Origin of the sequence: Lentzea albidocapillata (assembly GCF_000719115.1) — a bacterium.
Taxonomy (GTDB): domain Bacteria; phylum Actinomycetota; class Actinomycetes; order Mycobacteriales; family Pseudonocardiaceae; genus Lentzea; species Lentzea albidocapillata.
Genome location: NZ_JOEA01000017.1, coordinates 45,757 through 59,867 on the forward strand (window position 1 = coordinate 45,757; position 14,111 = coordinate 59,867).

Here is a 14,111-nt window from a genome sequence, read left to right on the forward strand (position 1 = left end):
AATATGGCGGTCGATCTGGATGCGTTGCGCCCCGGCTTCACCGATGACCCGTACGCGGTGCTGAAGAGCCTGCGTGACGCAGGTCCCGTGCAACGGGTCGAGACCTTCGGCGTGCCCATGTGGCTCGTGACCCGCTATCCCGACGTGCGCGCCGCACTGGACAACCCGCTGCTGTCCTCGCACGGCTCCGCGCTCGCCGAACCCCTGCGCGGCCATCCACACTTCGCGTCGTGGTGGTTCGGCGACCTGTCGGACCACATGATGAACAGCGACGAGCCTGATCACACCCGTCTGCGCCGTGCGGTGTCGAGCCAGCTCACGCCGCGCCGCATCGCCGCACTGCGGCCCCGGATCGAGCAGGTGGCCGCCCAGTTGGCCAGCGACTTCGCCGACTCCGGGCGCTGCGACCTGATCGCGGACTTCGCGGCACCGCTGCCGATCATCGTGATCATGGAACTGCTCGGCGTCCCCGCCGTCGACCAGGAGAACTTCCGCTACTGGGCGGACGTGGTCACCGGGCTGGCGGACGGCGACGCGTCCTCTGCCCGCGAGGAGACATCGGGGTACCTGCGCGACCTCGTCACGCACAAGCGGACGTCCGGTGACGACGACCTGATCGGCGGCCTGGCCCGCTCGACCGGCGAGGCCGCGCTGTCCGACAGCGAACTGGCCTCGCTGGCGTTCCTGCTGCTCGTGGCCGGTTACACCACGGCCGTCGACCTCGTGGGCAACGGCGCGCTGGCGTTGCTGCGCCACCCCGAGCAGCTCGAACTGCTGCAGCGCTCGTCGTCACTGCTGCCGGGCGCCATCGAGGAGTTCCTGCGGTTCGACGGCCCGGCCTCGCACCTGCTGCGGTTCGCGACGCAGCCGCTGATGATCGGCGGCGCGCAGGTCCAGGCGGGCGACGTCGTGCTGCTGTCGCTGGCCTCCGCCGAGCACGACGGCAACCGGTACCCGCGGGCCGACCAGCTCAACATCGAGCGGGCGGACCGCCAGCACCTGGCGTTCGGGCACGGCATCCACTTCTGCCTGGGCGCGCCGCTGGCCCGGCTGGAGGGCGAGGTGGCGTTCCGGACGCTGCTGGGGCGGTGCGCCGGGCTGGCCCTGGACACCTCGCAGCCGCTGTCGTGGCGGGTCTCGCTGGGCAGCCGCGGGTTGCGAGGGCTGCCGGTGACGTTCCGGACCAAGCCCTCGATGCCGTTGGACGAGCAGGCGACGATCAAGGTGCCGAAGCCGCTGTAACGGCGTCGGCGGAAGTCGGCAATCATTGGCGTGAGTCAGCCGATGACAGCACCACGACATCCACCGCCACCGTCTCCCACTCGCGCGGCGCGCGCGTTCGAGGAGCTCTACGAGGCTGAGTTCGATGTGGTCACGTCGTACTTCGCGCGGCGTACCTCCGATCCGCAGACGGCCGCCGATCTGACCGCGGACACGTTCGTCGCCGCCATCACGTCGTTCGCGACGTTCGACCGCAGCCGGGGCACGGCGCGAGGCTGGGTTCTCGGCATCGCACGGCGGGTGTTCGCACAGCACTGCGAGGCCACCACACGTGGCCGGGACGTGGTGGCGCGCATCCACGGGCGGCGTGTGCTCGACACCGACGAGATCGCCGACCTGGTCACGCGCATCGACGCGGAACGGGAAGGCCGCGAGCTGATCGCGGCGATGGCGGCGCTCAGTCCCGCCGACCGCGAGGTGATCGAACTGGTCGACCTCGTCGGGATGGCACCGAAGGACGCGGCGAAGGTGCTGGGCATGTCGTCCGGCGCGCTGCGGATCAGGCTCTTCCGGGCGCGCGGCAAGGTCCGCGACCTGGCATCGAACGGGGGACAGCGATGACGACGTTCAAGGACAACCTGCTCAACGACCTGATGTGCGAGCACGGGCAGACGGTGGAAGTGGCGCCGGAGCGGCACAGGAGGTCCGCACGGCCGTTGCTGGCAGCGGCCGGAGTGCTGGCCATGGCCGGTGCGGCGACCATCGCGATCGTCAACAGCGACTCCCCTGCCTACGCGGTCACCAAGAACGCCGACGGCAGCGTCACGGTGAGCATCCGGGACATCAAAGGGGTCGACGGGGCCAACGCGAAGCTGCACGAGTACGGCATCGGTGCGAAGGCCGTGCCGATGTCGCGCGACTGCGCGGAGCTGGACGAGACCAAGATGGACCTCCTCGGCGACTATGTGCTTCCGCGCGTCGCCGACGACGGCTCGATCACGATGAGCCCCGGCGACATCCCGGCCGGGTACACGGTGCTGCTGGGCATCTCGAACATGCCGAACCGCGACACTGGCCTGGGCTTCACCGGACCGATCCGCAATCCCGCGCCGGACTGCCTGGCGGAAGTCGGGAACTGAGGCACTGCGCGCCCACCCTGAGCTGGCGTTATAGGGTGGGCGCGTGGTGTACAAGCAGGTGGTTCGCAGGGCGTTGTTCGGGATGCACGGTGGCGACGCGGAGCGGGTCCACGAGACCACGCTCAACGCGATGGCCCGGCTGAGCCCGCTGGCGAGGTTCGCCCGCAACCAGAACAACCCGCGCACCGTGTTCGGTGTCCGCTTCCCGAACCCCGTGGGGCTCGCGGCGGGCCTCGACAAGGACGGGCGGGCGTTGCCGGCGTGGGGTGCGCTGGGCTTCGGGTTCGTCGAGGTCGGCACCGTCACGTGGCACCCGCAGCCGGGCAATCCGAAGCCCCGGCTGTTCCGGCTTCGCGAGGACGACGCGATCATCAACCGGATGGGCTTCAACAACGCGGGTGCGCAAGCGCTTGCCGCGAAGCTCGACAGGACACCGCTGAAGGCACCGCTGGGTATCAGCCTCGGCAAGTCCAAGATCACGCCGGTCGAGGACGCCGTGCAGGACTACCTGAACTCGCTGAACGCGCTGAAAAGCCACGGCGACTATTACGCGATCAACGTGAGCTCGCCCAACACGCCCGGTCTGCGCAGCCTGCAGGACAAGGGCGCGCTCACCGAACTCGTCGCGACCCTGACCGCCGCAACGGACAAGCCGATGCTGGTCAAGATCGCGCCGGACCTCACCGAGGACGCCATCGCCGAGGTCATCCAGGTGTGCGTCGACAACGGCATCAAGGGCCTCATCGCCACGAACACCACCCTCAGCCGTGAGGGCCTCACGAGCGCGCACAAGGGCGAGACCGGCGGGCTCAGCGGCAAGCCACTCACCCAGCGTGCGAACGACGTGGTCCGGTTCATCACGAAGAACAGCGACCTGCCGGTCATCGGTGTCGGCGGCATCGCGTCCGCCGACGACGCCAAGCGCATGATCGACGCCGGCGCGAGCCTCGTGCAGATCTACACCGGGTTCATCTACGAGGGTCCTGGACTCGTGTCGAGGATCAACCGTGCGTTGAGGTAGGCGTCAGGTGTGCCGTGCGGCCCGGAGCCAGCGCATCACGGGGTGCAGGATCACGACGAGCAGCGAGCCCCACACCATGCCGCCCATCTCCAGGTCGCCGATCTCGATGGTGAGGTCGCCGACGCCGGCCACCAGCGCCGCGCCGCCGACCATCGCGTTCGCCGGGTTCGCCAGGTCGACGCCGCGGTCCATCCAGATCCGCACGCCGACCAGCACGATCAGGCCGTAGAGCACCAGCGTGCAGCCGCCGAGCACGCCCGGCGGGATGGTGCCGAACAGCGCGATGGCCTTCGGGGAGAACGCCAGCAGCGTGGCGAACACACCGGCGAACGCGAACGCCGCCGTCGTGTAGACGCGGGTCACGGCCATCACACCGATGTTCTCGGAGTAGGTCGTGGTCCCGGCGCCACCGCCCAGGCCGGACAACGCGGTCGACAGGCCGTTCGCGATGATCGCGTCGCCCGCGCTGCCGTCGAGGTTGCGGCCGGTCAGCGCCGCGACCGCCTTCACGTGCCCGACGACCTCGGCCACCAGCACGATCACGACGGGCAGCATCAGCAGCACCACGGACGGCCGTAGTTCGGGCTGGTAGAGCTTCGGCAGGCCCACCCACGCCGCGTCGCGCAGCGCGGCGAGCCGTTCCGACGACACGGCACCGAAGGCCAGGCCGCCCATCCAGATCGCGACGAAGCCGATCAGGACCGAGAACCGGAACACCAGGCCGCGGCCCAGCACGCCGGCCAGCAGGATCACCAGGGTGGTCAGGCCGGCGAGCAGGGGCTGCTCGCTGAAGTTCGAGGTGGCCTGGCGCGAGAGGTTCAGCCCGATCAGGATCACGACGGCGCCGGTGACGACCGGCGGCATGACCGACTCCAGCAGCCGCACGCCGAGCGCCTTGACCGCGATGCCGACGACGATCACCAGCAGACCGGCCGCGACGACACCGCCGAGCTGTGCCGCGATGCCCTGCTCGCGCGCGGCCACCAGCGGGGCCACGAAGGCGAAGGACGAGCCGAGGTAGCTCGGCACGCGGTTCTTGGTGATGACGAGAAACAGCAGCGTGCCCAGGCCGGAGAACAGCAGGGTGGTGGCGACGGGCAGACCGGTGGCGACGGGAACGATCACCGTCGCACCGAACATGGCGACGAGGTGCTGCACCCCGAACCCGATGGTGAGCGGCCAGCTCACCCTTTCCTGGGGCGCGACGGTTTCACTGTCGGTGATCCGACCGTCCCCGTGCACGGTCCACAACGCCAATGCACTGCCTCCCGGCAATTCAGCCGGACTTCCCGCAGACCGGCCCCGGAATCCTGCCACGCCATGTAGCGGCTACGGCTAGATAACGGTCCGATAATCACACGATTGCCCTAAGGATCTCCAGAGAGACCCGCCGAATAGGCGCACGCAACTACGGAGCGTTACTTTCAGTACGCTGAATAGCCCGATACGTCGCGCATAGCGGACGCGAGACCGGCCATGTGGTCCGTGGCGTCGTCCAGCACCTCGCGCGGGTCCTGGAACTGCGTGCTCGCCGCCAGCGCCTGGCCCGCGGCGGCCACCAGCGCACAGTAGCGGTCGACGCCGTCGGCCAGTTGCGTCCTGAGCACCCGCACGCCCTCGACCAACGACGCGCGCTCCAGGTGCGGTGCGGTGTCGCGGGCCCGTTCGACGGCCTGGAGCTGCGCCGACACCGCGCGGATGGCCGCCGAGGCCTCCTGGGCCGTCTGCCGGGCGTGCTGGACGGACTCGGCCGGCATCGACGTGAGCGCGGGCGAGTCGAGCTGCACGAGCAGCTGGTTCATCGTGTCCTCGGCACCGTGGAGCTTCTCCATCGGCACGCGCGCGGACGAGATGTGCGCGGGCAGCGGCGGCCTGGGCGGTGGCGGCGGAGCGAGCTCCAGCCGCACCCTGTCCGCCTTGAGCTCACGCAGCTTGAACCCGCTGCGCACGGCGAGGACGGTGGGCACCGCCGCGCCGATCGCCCCGGTGACGGCGGCCCACGTGCCGAGCACACCGGTGAAGCCCAGCACGGCGAGCGTGCCGAGCATCGAGATCACGATCAGCCAGAACGTGAGGACTGCGTTCGTCCGCTTGCGTTTGCGTTCGAGTTTGGCGCGCGGGTCGTTCCACTTCTGCATCCGGTAGCGCGCCTGCTCGGCCAGTGGGTGGCCCTGGAGCGACGCTCCCAACTCGTTGACGACCTTGCGGACGATCTCGTTGTTGGGACGGTTTCTCCAGGGCTCCATGATCACCTGCTGATTCCTCCTGCCCCTGCGCCCGTCAGTTCTGGGCGGGCGGGACCTGCTGCTGCGTGGTCTTCTGCTCTGACTGGACGCGCTGCGCGATCTCGGCCTGGATCTGCGCGGCGGCACTGTTGCCCGCGGTCACCTGCTGCGGTGTGTTCGCCTGACCGCCGTGCATCGAGGCGCGGATCTGCTCCAGGCGCGACGAGCCGGCGAGCTGCGTGGTCGAGGCCTGCACCTCGAGCATCCGGCCCTGGACCGAGTTCTGAGCGAGCTCGGCGGACCCGAGTGCGGTCGAGTAGCGCTTCTCGATCTTGTCGCGAACCTCTTCCAGCGACGGCACGTTGCCCGGCGCGGCGAGTTCGCTCATCTGGTTCAGCGACGCGGAGACCTGCTCCTGCATCTTGGCCTGCTCGAGCTGGCTGAGGAGCTTGGTGCGCTCGGCCAGCCTCTGCTGCAGCATCATCGCGTTGCGCTCGACCGCCTGCTTGGCCTGTGCGGCGGCCTGCAACGACTGGTCGTGCAGCGTCTTGAGGTCCTCGATGCCCTGCTCGGCGGTGACGAGCTGGGTGGCGAAACCCTGCGCGGCGTTCTCGAACTGCGTCGCCTTCTGCTCGTCGCCCTTCGAGCGCGCCTCGTCGGCGAGCACGAGCGCCTGACGCGCGGAAGCCTGCAGCTTCTCCACATCGCCCAGCTGGCGGTTCAGCTTCATCTCCAGCTGACGCTGGTTGCCGATGACGGCCGCAGCCTGCTGCGAGAGGGCCTGGTGCTGCCGCTGCGCCTCCTCGATGGCCTGCTGGATCTGCACCTTCGGGTCAGCGTGCTCGTCGATCTTCGACGAGAACGACGCCATCAGGTACTTCCAGAACTTTACGAACGGACTGGCCATCTCCTACGCCTGCCTTCTCGGTGCCGGTGTTGGATCCATCGTCTCAATTGTGCGTCGGCGTATCCACCGACATGGGGAGATATCCGGGAACACCCTGACCCACCCCGGGACTTAGGAGTACACGCCTGACGACATGCCAATCCTGCCCGCACCCGCGCCCGTAGACGCGGTGACCCAGCGTGCCGATGCCAAGCCGTTGCCTGCCGTTCGGCACGCTGCCGTCGCTGTCAGTTGAACGTCCGAAGACGCAATCTTGTTGCAGACGGTCACGTGGCGGGGGCCACAGACCGCTCGGATCACCCGAATGCAGGCGGCCCCGCTCGCCATCGGGCGAGCGGGGCCGGCTGGAGTACATGGGGTTATGCCGCGACGACTGCTTTGGGAGTCTCGCCGATCTTGCTCGTGAGCCTGTGACTGAGCATGGGTTGCAGGCGCAGGTCGGACAGGTTGTCCGACAGCGTGGACGGCAGCACGCGGCCACCCTCCAGCTTGCCCCGCTCCGATCGTCCGCTGGGGACGGTGTCGGGCACCGTGTCCGGCGTCTGCTGGACGGCGCCGATGTCGGAGGCGACGTGGTGCAGCAACTCGGACAAGGGCAGCTCTAACGCGTCACATATGGCCGCGAGGAGCTCGCTGGACGCCTCTTTGCGGCCGCGCTCCACCTCGGACAGGTACCCCAGGCTCACGCGGGCGGTCCGAGAGACCTCGCGCAGCGTGCGGCGTTGGTTGGTGCGGGCATGGCGAAGTCGATCACCGATCGCCTCGCGTAGCAGCACGGTCATCGCGCGCCTCCTTCCGGCCGGCCGTGTCCCTACGTTACCGATCGACACCGACAACGGGCACTGACTTCCGAACACATCCGCCAAGGGCGAACGAACGCGGAGTCATCATTAGTTCCCGTCCTCGGTGATCAGCAGGTGATCCGACAGCAGGACCAGGGCTTTCTCCACGGCACCCGAACGGACCGCGCTGCGGTCGCCACTCACCGTGATTGTCCGCACTGTGGACACTCCAGGCCCGCTCAAGCCGATGTGGACCGTCCCCGGAGCGACACCGTCCTGCGGATCGGGGCCGGCGACTCCGGTGAGCCCGATGCCCCAGTCCGAACGGCACCGCTTCCGCGCACCGTCCGCCAGTTGGATCGCGACGTCGGGGTGCACGGCTCCGTGCTCGTCGAGCAGCTGCTGATCCACGCCCGCGAGCTCGTGCTTGAGCTCGGTGGCGTAGACGATCAACCCACCGCGGACCACGGCACTCGCCCCCGGTGTGTCGACGATCGTCGCGCACAGCAGACCCGCTGTCAGCGACTCAGCCGTGGCAACGGTCTGGTTTCTCGCTTTGAGCAACCTGACGACGTCTGTCACAGCACCGCCCGGCCTGCTCTTGCCTTCATCTTGAACGCCCGGATGACGTAATCGATTCCCGTGACGATGGTGAGCACGAGCGCGACGGCCATGATCGCCCACGCGATGAGCTCCAGCACGTCGTTCTGCGGAAGCACGAACAGCCCGATCGCGATGACCTGGGCCAGCGTTTTCGCCTTGCCGCCGCGACTGGCCGGGATGACGCCGTAGCGGATCACCCAGAACCGCAGCAGCGTCACGCCGACCTCGCGCACGGCGATGGTGATCGTGATCCACCACGGCAGCACGTCGAGCATGCTCAGGCCGACCAGCGCGGACCCGGTCAGCGCCTTGTCCGCGATCGGGTCGGCGATCTTGCCGAAATCGGTGATCAGCCCGTGCTTGCGCGCGAGCGTGCCGTCGATGTGGTCGGTGAAACTCGCGACGGCGAAGATCCCGAACGCGATTAGGCGCCACGTCGTGTCGAAGCCGCCCGCTTCGAAAAGGGAGAACAGGAAGACCGGAACGAGCGCCAGCCGCGCCATCGTGAGGATGTTCGCGACGTTGAGCAGCGGGACCTTCCGGGCCTCAGTCATGTCGGAAGTACCTCGACGATCAGGTCCACACCCTCGGAGTCGACCACGCGGCAGCGCACGAGGTCACCACGCTTGAGCCCCTCGGCGTCGAGCACGATGCACTCGCCGTCGACCTCGGGCGCCTGGTGCTCGGCCCGGCCGACACAGTCGCTCTCGTCGTCCTCCTCGTGCTCGATCAGCACGACGACCTCGTTGCCGACCCGGTCCTCGGCGCGCTGGCTCGTCAGCTCCTCGACGAGGTTGCCGATGCGCTGCACGCGCTCCGCGATGGTGTCCGCGTCGAGCTTGCCCTCGAGCCCCTCGGCCTCGGTGCCGTCCTCGTCGGAGTACCCGAAGATGCCGACCGCGTCGAGCCGCGCCTCGGTGAGGAAGCGCTCCAGTTCCTGCAGGTCAGCCTCGGTCTCGCCGGGGAAGCCGACGATGAAGTTGCTGCGGATGCCTGCCTCGGGAGCGTGCTCGCGGATCTGCCACACGAGCTTGAGGAAGCTGTCCGTGTCGCCGAACCGGCGCATGCGCCGCAGCACGTTCTCGCTGGAGTGCTGGAACGACATGTCGAAGTAGTTCGCGACCTTCTCGGTCTTCGCGATCGCGGCCACCAGGCTCGGCTTCGTCTCGGCCGGCTGCAGGTAGCTGACCCGCACCCGCTCGACGCCGGGGATGGACGCCAGCCGCGGGAGGAGCTGTTCGAGAGCGCCCTGCTCGCGCGGCAGGTCCTTGCCGTAGCTCGTGGAGTTCTCACTGACGAGGAACAGCTCCTTGACGCCGTTCTCGGCGAGCCACATGGCCTCGGAGACGATCTCGTCCGGGAGCCGCGACACGAACGCGCCGCGGAAGCTCGGGATGGCGCAGAAGCTGCACCGCCGGTCACAGCCCGACGCGATCTTCAACGGCGCCACGGGAGCGTCGTCCAGGCGCCTGCGCTGGACCTTGGTCGGCCCCCAGCCGTGGCCGGGAACCTGCACCGCGTCCTTGGCCTCCTGGCGCTTGACCGGCGTGATCGGCAGCAGCGTGCGGCGGTCCACCGGCACGTGCGACTCGACCGGCTTGCCGTGCAGCACGTCCTGCAGGCGTTCGGCCAGGTCGTTGTACTGGTCGAAGCCCAGGACCGCGGCCGCCTCGGGAAGGCTGTCCGCGAGCTCCTTGCCGTACCGCTCCGCCATGCACCCGACCGCGACGACCTTGGCGCCGGTGTCGGCGGCGGCGAGCAGCGTGTCGACCGAGTCCTTCTTCGCCTGCTCGACGAAGCCGCACGTGTTGACGACGACAACGTCCGCGCCCTCGTCCACCAGCTCCCAACCGCCCTCGCCGAGGCGTCCGGCGAGTTCTTCGGAGTCGACCTCGTTGCGGGCACAGCCCAGGGTCAGCAGCGACACGCGTCGCGGAGTGGTGGGAGAAGACACGGCGCTCAGAGTAACCGGCCCAGGTGCCAAGGCTTGAATTCAGTGCTTCCGAACGACCTCGACCAGCCGCCACATGTCACTCGACGGGTTGCCCGCGCCCAGCGCTCTGGCGCGCTCGACCGCCTTGTCAACGCGCTCCGCGAGCAAAGCGAAGTCGAGCATCCCCTTCATGTAGCAAGGCAGATGCCTGCGCAGCCTCTCGGCAGCAGCCTTCGGACTGGAGATGCTGGCCATGCAGTCCGCGAAGTGAAGGATCAGCCACACCTCAAAACAGGGGTTGGACACAACCAGTGATATCCCGGTCGCCCCTGCTTCGGCGATCGCCTCGCCGATGTCGAAGTCATCGACGTCCACGACACACCAGTACTCGTCGAACCCACCGCGATCGTTCTCACGCATCTTCGCGGCGTACCTGACGAGCTGCGCGGGTGAGCCGACTTTGACCACCGGTTTCACCGTCACAGGCTTCGACAGCCTCTTCAACCCGTCGAGGTAGGCCTGTTCCGTCTGCCCGCAGCACACGACGAGCACACGGCTGGCAGAAACCCGCGAAGGCGTGCGTCGACGGTGAGACGAGTTCTCACGCCGCGCCATCAACACCTCGTAGTAGTGCGGACACGAACGTCTCTGTCTGCACGTCGGGGACTGCTCCGTAACTGCCACCGAGGTAGCGGCGCTCCAAGTTCTCGCCTTCCTTGCGCGGCTTGAAATCGGTCAACGGATACAGATCAGACGCGCCGTCGGGGTTCTTGTCCACGAACCAGACGTCTTCACGGGTGAGCACCTCGTCGCCCAGCACTGGGCTGAGCAGGCTCGCGTCGTGGGTGGTGAACACCAGCTGTGCACCACCCACGTTGGCCTCGGTGCTGCGGAACAGACCGACCAGCGCGGCAGTGACGCGTGGGTGCAGGCTCGCGTCGATCTCGTCGATGGCGAGCACGCCGCCGTCACGGAGCATGCGGAGCACTGTGGGCAGCAACATCAGCCACGACAAAGTTCCGGCCGACTCTTCGCCGATTTCGAACGTGCGGCTCTTGGGGCCATGAGTGAGCCGAACGCGGTCACTGTTTCGGACCATCCCTTCCAGCATCTCGCGGACCCGCTCGACCGAGAAGTCGTTCTTCAGCTCATGTGCCACTGCCGAGACCACGTCGTCATCAGGCATGGGCGTGACGTTGTACTCGATGCCCGTGATGCCAAGATCGGCGATCTTCAGCAGACTGACGAACTGCTCAGTCAGCCCATCGGAGGAAGCGAGGAAGCGAGCGATCGTCGCGTGATCGAACGTGGAGGGCTCGTCGTCCCGAAACACGAGCTTGTTCGCAAACCACCGTTGCACAGGGAGCACCGCATCGAGTCCGGACTGCGCACCGAGGCTGAGGAACAGCGAGTTCGGCCTGAGGAGCCCCTTGAGCGCGTCACCTTTGCCGGTGCCTTCGGCGACCGCAGTGCCGAGCTTGATGTCGCCGCCTGACCGTTCGAACAGGACTCGCTTTCGCTTCTCCGGGTAGCTGTACAGCCACTCCTCCTGAACGCGGCGGTCGTCTACCTCGAACCCGTAGGTGTACCGAATGCCCGACTCGATCAGCTCGACCACGTACACGGACGGTCTGCCAGGTGAGTCGTCCAGTTTGAACGCCCGTCGTGGCACGCCGCCTTCCGGCGTCCAGACCGCAAACGAGTCACGCACGGCATCAGCCATGAACCGCAGGCCGTCGAGGAGGTTCGACTTCCCCGAAGCGTTCGCTCCGTAGATCGCCGCCACCGGGAGAACGTCTCTGTCCTTCGAGTAGGCGGGCATGAGCAGCAACTCATGCTCGTCACGGAACGAGCGGTGGTTCCCCAGTCGAAAACTGCGCAGCACCGCCTAACTCCTCTCAGAGTGCTCTAGAGCATCTTCCCTGCAAGTAAACCGCAGAAATGAGGATGAAGCGCACCCGTACGGCGGATTTCATGGGTACGACCACCGAAAGTCACCCAGTAGGGAGCGCGGCTCATACTTGACGGTTGTGACCAGTGGGGTAGTCGTGCGGCGCGCCCGCACCAGCGATGTGCGCGCCATGAAGGCGTTGATCGACGGGTATGCCGGCAAGGTTCTGCTGACCAAACCGCTGGTCACGCTGTACGAGGCAGTCCAGGAGTTCTGGGTGGCCGAGGAGGACGGCGAGTTGCTGGGCTGCGGCGCCCTGCACGTGATGTGGGAGGACCTGGCCGAGATCAGGTCGGTCGCCGTGTCGCCGATGGCACTCGGCCGGGGTGTGGGGCACCGGATCGTGGCGCAGCTCATCGCCACCGCCAGGGAGCTGCAGCTCGTGCGCATCTTCGTGCTGACGTTCGAGACGAAGTTCTTCACCAAGCACGGCTTCGTCGAGATCGAGGGCACGCCGGTGAGCCCCGAGGTCTACGAGGAGATCATGCGGTCGGTGGACGAGGGCGTCGCCGAGTTCCTCGACCTGAGCTACGTGAAGCCGAACACGCTCGGCAACAGCCGGATGCTCCTGGAGTTGTAACTCTTCGAGTAATTACTCGAAGAGTCTTGACTCGACTAACGGCACGGGGCCAAGATCTGACCGTGCCCGAATCGCTCACCGTCGACGAGCTCGCCGCCCGGATCGGCCTGCCCAGCAGCACCATTCGCATGTACCAGACGAAGGGTGTGCTGCACGCGCCGAGACGGCAGGGGCGCGTGGCGTACTACGACGCCTCGCACGTCGAGCGGTTGACGTTGGTGCAGCGGTTGCAGCAGCGGGGGTTCTCGCTGCCCGCGATCGCGGAACTGATCTCGGCACGCGAAAAGGGCGAGTCGGTCGCCGCGGTTCTCGGCTTCAGCGAGGCCGAGGGGCCCGACGACTGGGTTCGGATCAAGGTGCGCGACATCAAGCACCTGATTCCGACAGGAGATGTCCAACCGCGACTCCTCCTCCGGGCTATGCGGTTGGGCTTGGTGCGGTGGAAGTACGGCTGGCCGCACACGCGTCGCTGGGCACTCGAAGCGGGCGGCAGACTTGCCGGCCTCAGGGTGCCCAGCGATGACGTGATGGACAGCTTCACGCGCCTGCGCACGGCGACCGACGCGGTGGCGGCGGACTTCGTGCGGTTGTTCGAACGGCAGTTCTGGCCGGAGCTCGCACGCAAGGCCGGTGACGAGAACCAGCTGGAGAACGTGCGGGCGTTGCTCGTCGAGCTGACGTACACGGCGGAGACCGCGGTGGTGGGGACGCTGCGGGAGTCCATCCGGGACGCGGCCGAGGAGTTCGCGTCACGGCACGGGTTGCTGCCCAGCGCCGACTACCAGCCCGCGTGGGCCGAGCAGCCGTTGCCGCCGATCGCCGAGAACCTCATGGATCCGGCGGGAGATCTGCCGAGCGAGCAGGAGATCGAGAACTTCCTGAAACGGGGGGACGAGGATGAGCCTGGTCGCTGATCCCGCCTGGCACGCCCAGGTTCGGGACGAGGGCCTTGTCGTCTACGCGGGTGCGGATCTCGCGTACCTGATTCCAGACCTGCCCAGGGCGGTGGCCGTGGCGCTGGCCGGCCTGTTCGAGCCAGTTTTGAGGGGAGTGGCTCGAACGGTCGACGAGAGCCGGTTGGGGGAACCGGTTCGCCGGCACGTGGCCCAGCTGAGGACCCTGGGCGCTCTCCGCCCGGCCGGGTTGCCCGCCGAGGACGTCAAGCCGATGGGGGTCGGCACGCGCGTCGTCGGGGAGGCACCCGCCGGGCTGGTAGAGCTCTTGCCGCACAACGACGATCCGGATCTCCTGCTCGTTGTGCGGACGACCGGCACGCTGGTCGACCTGATCGAGGTGGCGCGCGAAACGACGGTCCCGCACCTGTTGCTGGACCTCGCGTACCACCACACCGCCGCCGTCGGGCCCTTCGTGGTGCCCGGTGCCGGCGCGTGCCTGGCGTGCCTCGCGGTGCGGGCGGGGCGGCGGTGGGGGGATCCACCGCCGCCCCCGCTTCCGGCGGCGATGACCCACGAGTTCCCGATTTCCCTTGCTTTGCAAGCCGTTCAGAACATCCGGAACGGCTCGCTCGCCCTGCTGGACACGGTCGTGACCGTCAACCTCGACGAGTTCACGACGACGCGCGAGAGCGTGCTGCCCGCGGCTGACTGCGAGATCTGCCCGACGGTCGAGTTCGGGCGCGTGTCACTTCCTTGGGGGAACCATGAACGCGACAGCAGTACGGTTACCTGACCAGTTCTCACCCGGTGCGGCCGCCGCCAACGCCGCTACCCCCACCTGTTGCTGTTGTTG

16 protein-coding genes are annotated in these 14,111 nt (G+C 67.7%); 7 read left to right on the forward strand and 9 right to left on the reverse strand.

The genetic code is table 11. The features are described from left to right. Window positions 1–3: 3 nt before the first annotated feature. The 4 genes from IG04_RS0126855 to IG04_RS0126870 are packed head-to-tail and all read left to right on the forward strand — an operon-like array spanning window position 4 to window position 3,381. Window positions 4–1,242 (forward strand): cytochrome P450 family protein, encoded by a 1,239-nt coding sequence (locus tag IG04_RS0126855; protein WP_051770754.1) that lies wholly within the window; start codon window positions 4–6, stop codon window positions 1,240–1,242. Between the two features lie 42 nt (window positions 1,243–1,284). Further along, window positions 1,285–1,842, forward strand: coding sequence for an RNA polymerase sigma factor (locus tag IG04_RS0126860; protein WP_063758325.1), 558 nt, complete (start codon window positions 1,285–1,287; stop codon window positions 1,840–1,842). Further along, the gene (locus IG04_RS44280; protein ID WP_030479501.1) at window positions 1,839–2,360 is read left to right on the forward strand and encodes a lysophospholipid acyltransferase family protein; all 522 of its coding nucleotides are present in this window, start codon (window positions 1,839–1,841) and stop codon (window positions 2,358–2,360) included. Before IG04_RS0126860 ends, IG04_RS44280 begins: the two co-directional genes overlap by 4 nt. 43 nt (window positions 2,361–2,403) lie before the next feature. Continuing rightward, window positions 2,404–3,381 carry a quinone-dependent dihydroorotate dehydrogenase gene (locus IG04_RS0126870; RefSeq protein WP_030479502.1) on the forward strand — a complete coding sequence of 326 codons (978 nt, stop codon included), beginning with the start codon at window positions 2,404–2,406 and terminating at the stop codon, window positions 3,379–3,381. Window positions 3,382–3,384: 3 nt separating this feature from the next. Here the strand turns inward: IG04_RS0126870 and IG04_RS0126875 are convergent, their stop codons facing one another. From IG04_RS0126875 to IG04_RS0126915, 9 genes are all read right to left on the reverse strand, one after another. Beyond that, window positions 3,385–4,569: a uracil-xanthine permease family protein gene (locus IG04_RS0126875; RefSeq protein ID WP_338043583.1), complete on the reverse strand. Its 1,185-nt coding sequence runs from the start codon at window positions 4,567–4,569 to the stop codon at window positions 3,385–3,387. 236 nt (window positions 4,570–4,805) lie between these two features. After that, window positions 4,806–5,627: a phage shock envelope stress response protein PspM gene (gene pspM / locus IG04_RS0126880; protein WP_030479504.1), complete on the reverse strand. Its 822-nt coding sequence runs from the start codon at window positions 5,625–5,627 to the stop codon at window positions 4,806–4,808. Window positions 5,628–5,661: 34 nt separating this feature from the next. Further along, window positions 5,662–6,513 carry a PspA/IM30 family protein gene (locus tag IG04_RS0126885; protein WP_030479505.1) on the reverse strand — a complete coding sequence of 284 codons (852 nt, stop codon included), beginning with the start codon at window positions 6,511–6,513 and terminating at the stop codon, window positions 5,662–5,664. Window positions 6,514–6,872: 359 nt separating this feature from the next. After that, window positions 6,873–7,295, reverse strand: a complete 423-nt coding sequence (locus IG04_RS0126890) for a helix-turn-helix domain-containing protein (RefSeq protein WP_030479506.1) — start codon at window positions 7,293–7,295, stop codon at window positions 6,873–6,875. A gap of 108 nt (window positions 7,296–7,403) precedes the next feature. After that, complete coding sequence (locus IG04_RS0126895) at window positions 7,404–7,877, reverse strand: CinA family protein (RefSeq protein WP_030479507.1); 474 nt, start codon at window positions 7,875–7,877, stop codon at window positions 7,404–7,406. Further along, the gene (pgsA, locus tag IG04_RS0126900; protein WP_036015982.1) at window positions 7,874–8,452 is read right to left on the reverse strand and encodes a CDP-diacylglycerol--glycerol-3-phosphate 3-phosphatidyltransferase; all 579 of its coding nucleotides are present in this window, start codon (window positions 8,450–8,452) and stop codon (window positions 7,874–7,876) included. Before pgsA ends, IG04_RS0126895 begins: the two co-directional genes overlap by 4 nt. After that, a complete protein-coding gene (gene rimO / locus IG04_RS0126905) occupies window positions 8,449–9,852 on the reverse strand; it encodes a 30S ribosomal protein S12 methylthiotransferase RimO (protein ID WP_030479509.1) in 1,404 nt (467 codons plus the stop codon). The genes pgsA and rimO overlap by 4 nt, the downstream gene beginning before the upstream one ends. 39 nt (window positions 9,853–9,891) lie before the next feature. Continuing rightward, on the reverse strand, window positions 9,892–10,446 hold the full coding sequence (locus IG04_RS0126910; protein ID WP_084401416.1) for an RloB family protein: 555 nt from the start codon (window positions 10,444–10,446) through the stop codon (window positions 9,892–9,894). Further along, complete coding sequence (locus IG04_RS0126915) at window positions 10,433–11,653, reverse strand: AAA family ATPase (RefSeq protein WP_245816280.1); 1,221 nt, start codon at window positions 11,651–11,653, stop codon at window positions 10,433–10,435. The genes IG04_RS0126910 and IG04_RS0126915 overlap by 14 nt, the downstream gene beginning before the upstream one ends. A 208-nt stretch (window positions 11,654–11,861) precedes the next feature. Here IG04_RS0126915 and IG04_RS0126920 point away from each other — a divergent pair, with 208 nt between their 5' ends. From IG04_RS0126920 to IG04_RS42910, 3 genes are all read left to right on the forward strand, one after another. Beyond that, a complete protein-coding gene (locus tag IG04_RS0126920; protein ID WP_030479512.1) occupies window positions 11,862–12,362 on the forward strand; it encodes an amino-acid N-acetyltransferase in 501 nt (166 codons plus the stop codon). A gap of 62 nt (window positions 12,363–12,424) precedes the next feature. Continuing rightward, window positions 12,425–13,276, forward strand: a complete 852-nt coding sequence (locus IG04_RS0126925; RefSeq protein WP_245816264.1) for a MerR family transcriptional regulator — start codon at window positions 12,425–12,427, stop codon at window positions 13,274–13,276. Then, the gene (locus IG04_RS42910; protein ID WP_036015984.1) at window positions 13,260–14,051 is read left to right on the forward strand and encodes a hypothetical protein; all 792 of its coding nucleotides are present in this window, start codon (window positions 13,260–13,262) and stop codon (window positions 14,049–14,051) included. The genes IG04_RS0126925 and IG04_RS42910 overlap by 17 nt, the downstream gene beginning before the upstream one ends. Window positions 14,052–14,111 lie beyond the last annotated feature (60 nt).

Excerpts from the sequence above, each read along its gene's own strand:
- IG04_RS0126855 (WP_051770754.1), top strand. The coding sequence starts at position 4 with ATGGCGGTCGATCTGGATGCGTTGCGCCCCGGCTTCACCGATGACCCG.
- IG04_RS0126860 (WP_063758325.1), top strand. The coding sequence starts at position 1,285 with ATGACAGCACCACGACATCCACCGCCACCGTCTCCCACTCGCGCGGCG.
- IG04_RS44280 (WP_030479501.1), top strand. The coding sequence starts at position 1,839 with ATGACGACGTTCAAGGACAACCTGCTCAACGACCTGATGTGCGAGCAC.
- pspM (WP_030479504.1), bottom strand. The coding sequence starts at position 5,627 with ATGGAGCCCTGGAGAAACCGTCCCAACAACGAGATCGTCCGCAAGGTC.
- IG04_RS0126885 (WP_030479505.1), bottom strand. The coding sequence starts at position 6,513 with ATGGCCAGTCCGTTCGTAAAGTTCTGGAAGTACCTGATGGCGTCGTTC.
- IG04_RS0126890 (WP_030479506.1), bottom strand. The coding sequence starts at position 7,295 with ATGACCGTGCTGCTACGCGAGGCGATCGGTGATCGACTTCGCCATGCC.
- pgsA (WP_036015982.1), bottom strand. The coding sequence starts at position 8,452 with ATGACTGAGGCCCGGAAGGTCCCGCTGCTCAACGTCGCGAACATCCTC.
- IG04_RS0126910 (WP_084401416.1), bottom strand. The coding sequence starts at position 10,446 with ATGGCGCGGCGTGAGAACTCGTCTCACCGTCGACGCACGCCTTCGCGG.
- IG04_RS0126915 (WP_245816280.1), bottom strand. The coding sequence starts at position 11,653 with ATGCCCGCCTACTCGAAGGACAGAGACGTTCTCCCGGTGGCGGCGATC.
- IG04_RS42910 (WP_036015984.1), top strand. The coding sequence starts at position 13,260 with ATGAGCCTGGTCGCTGATCCCGCCTGGCACGCCCAGGTTCGGGACGAG.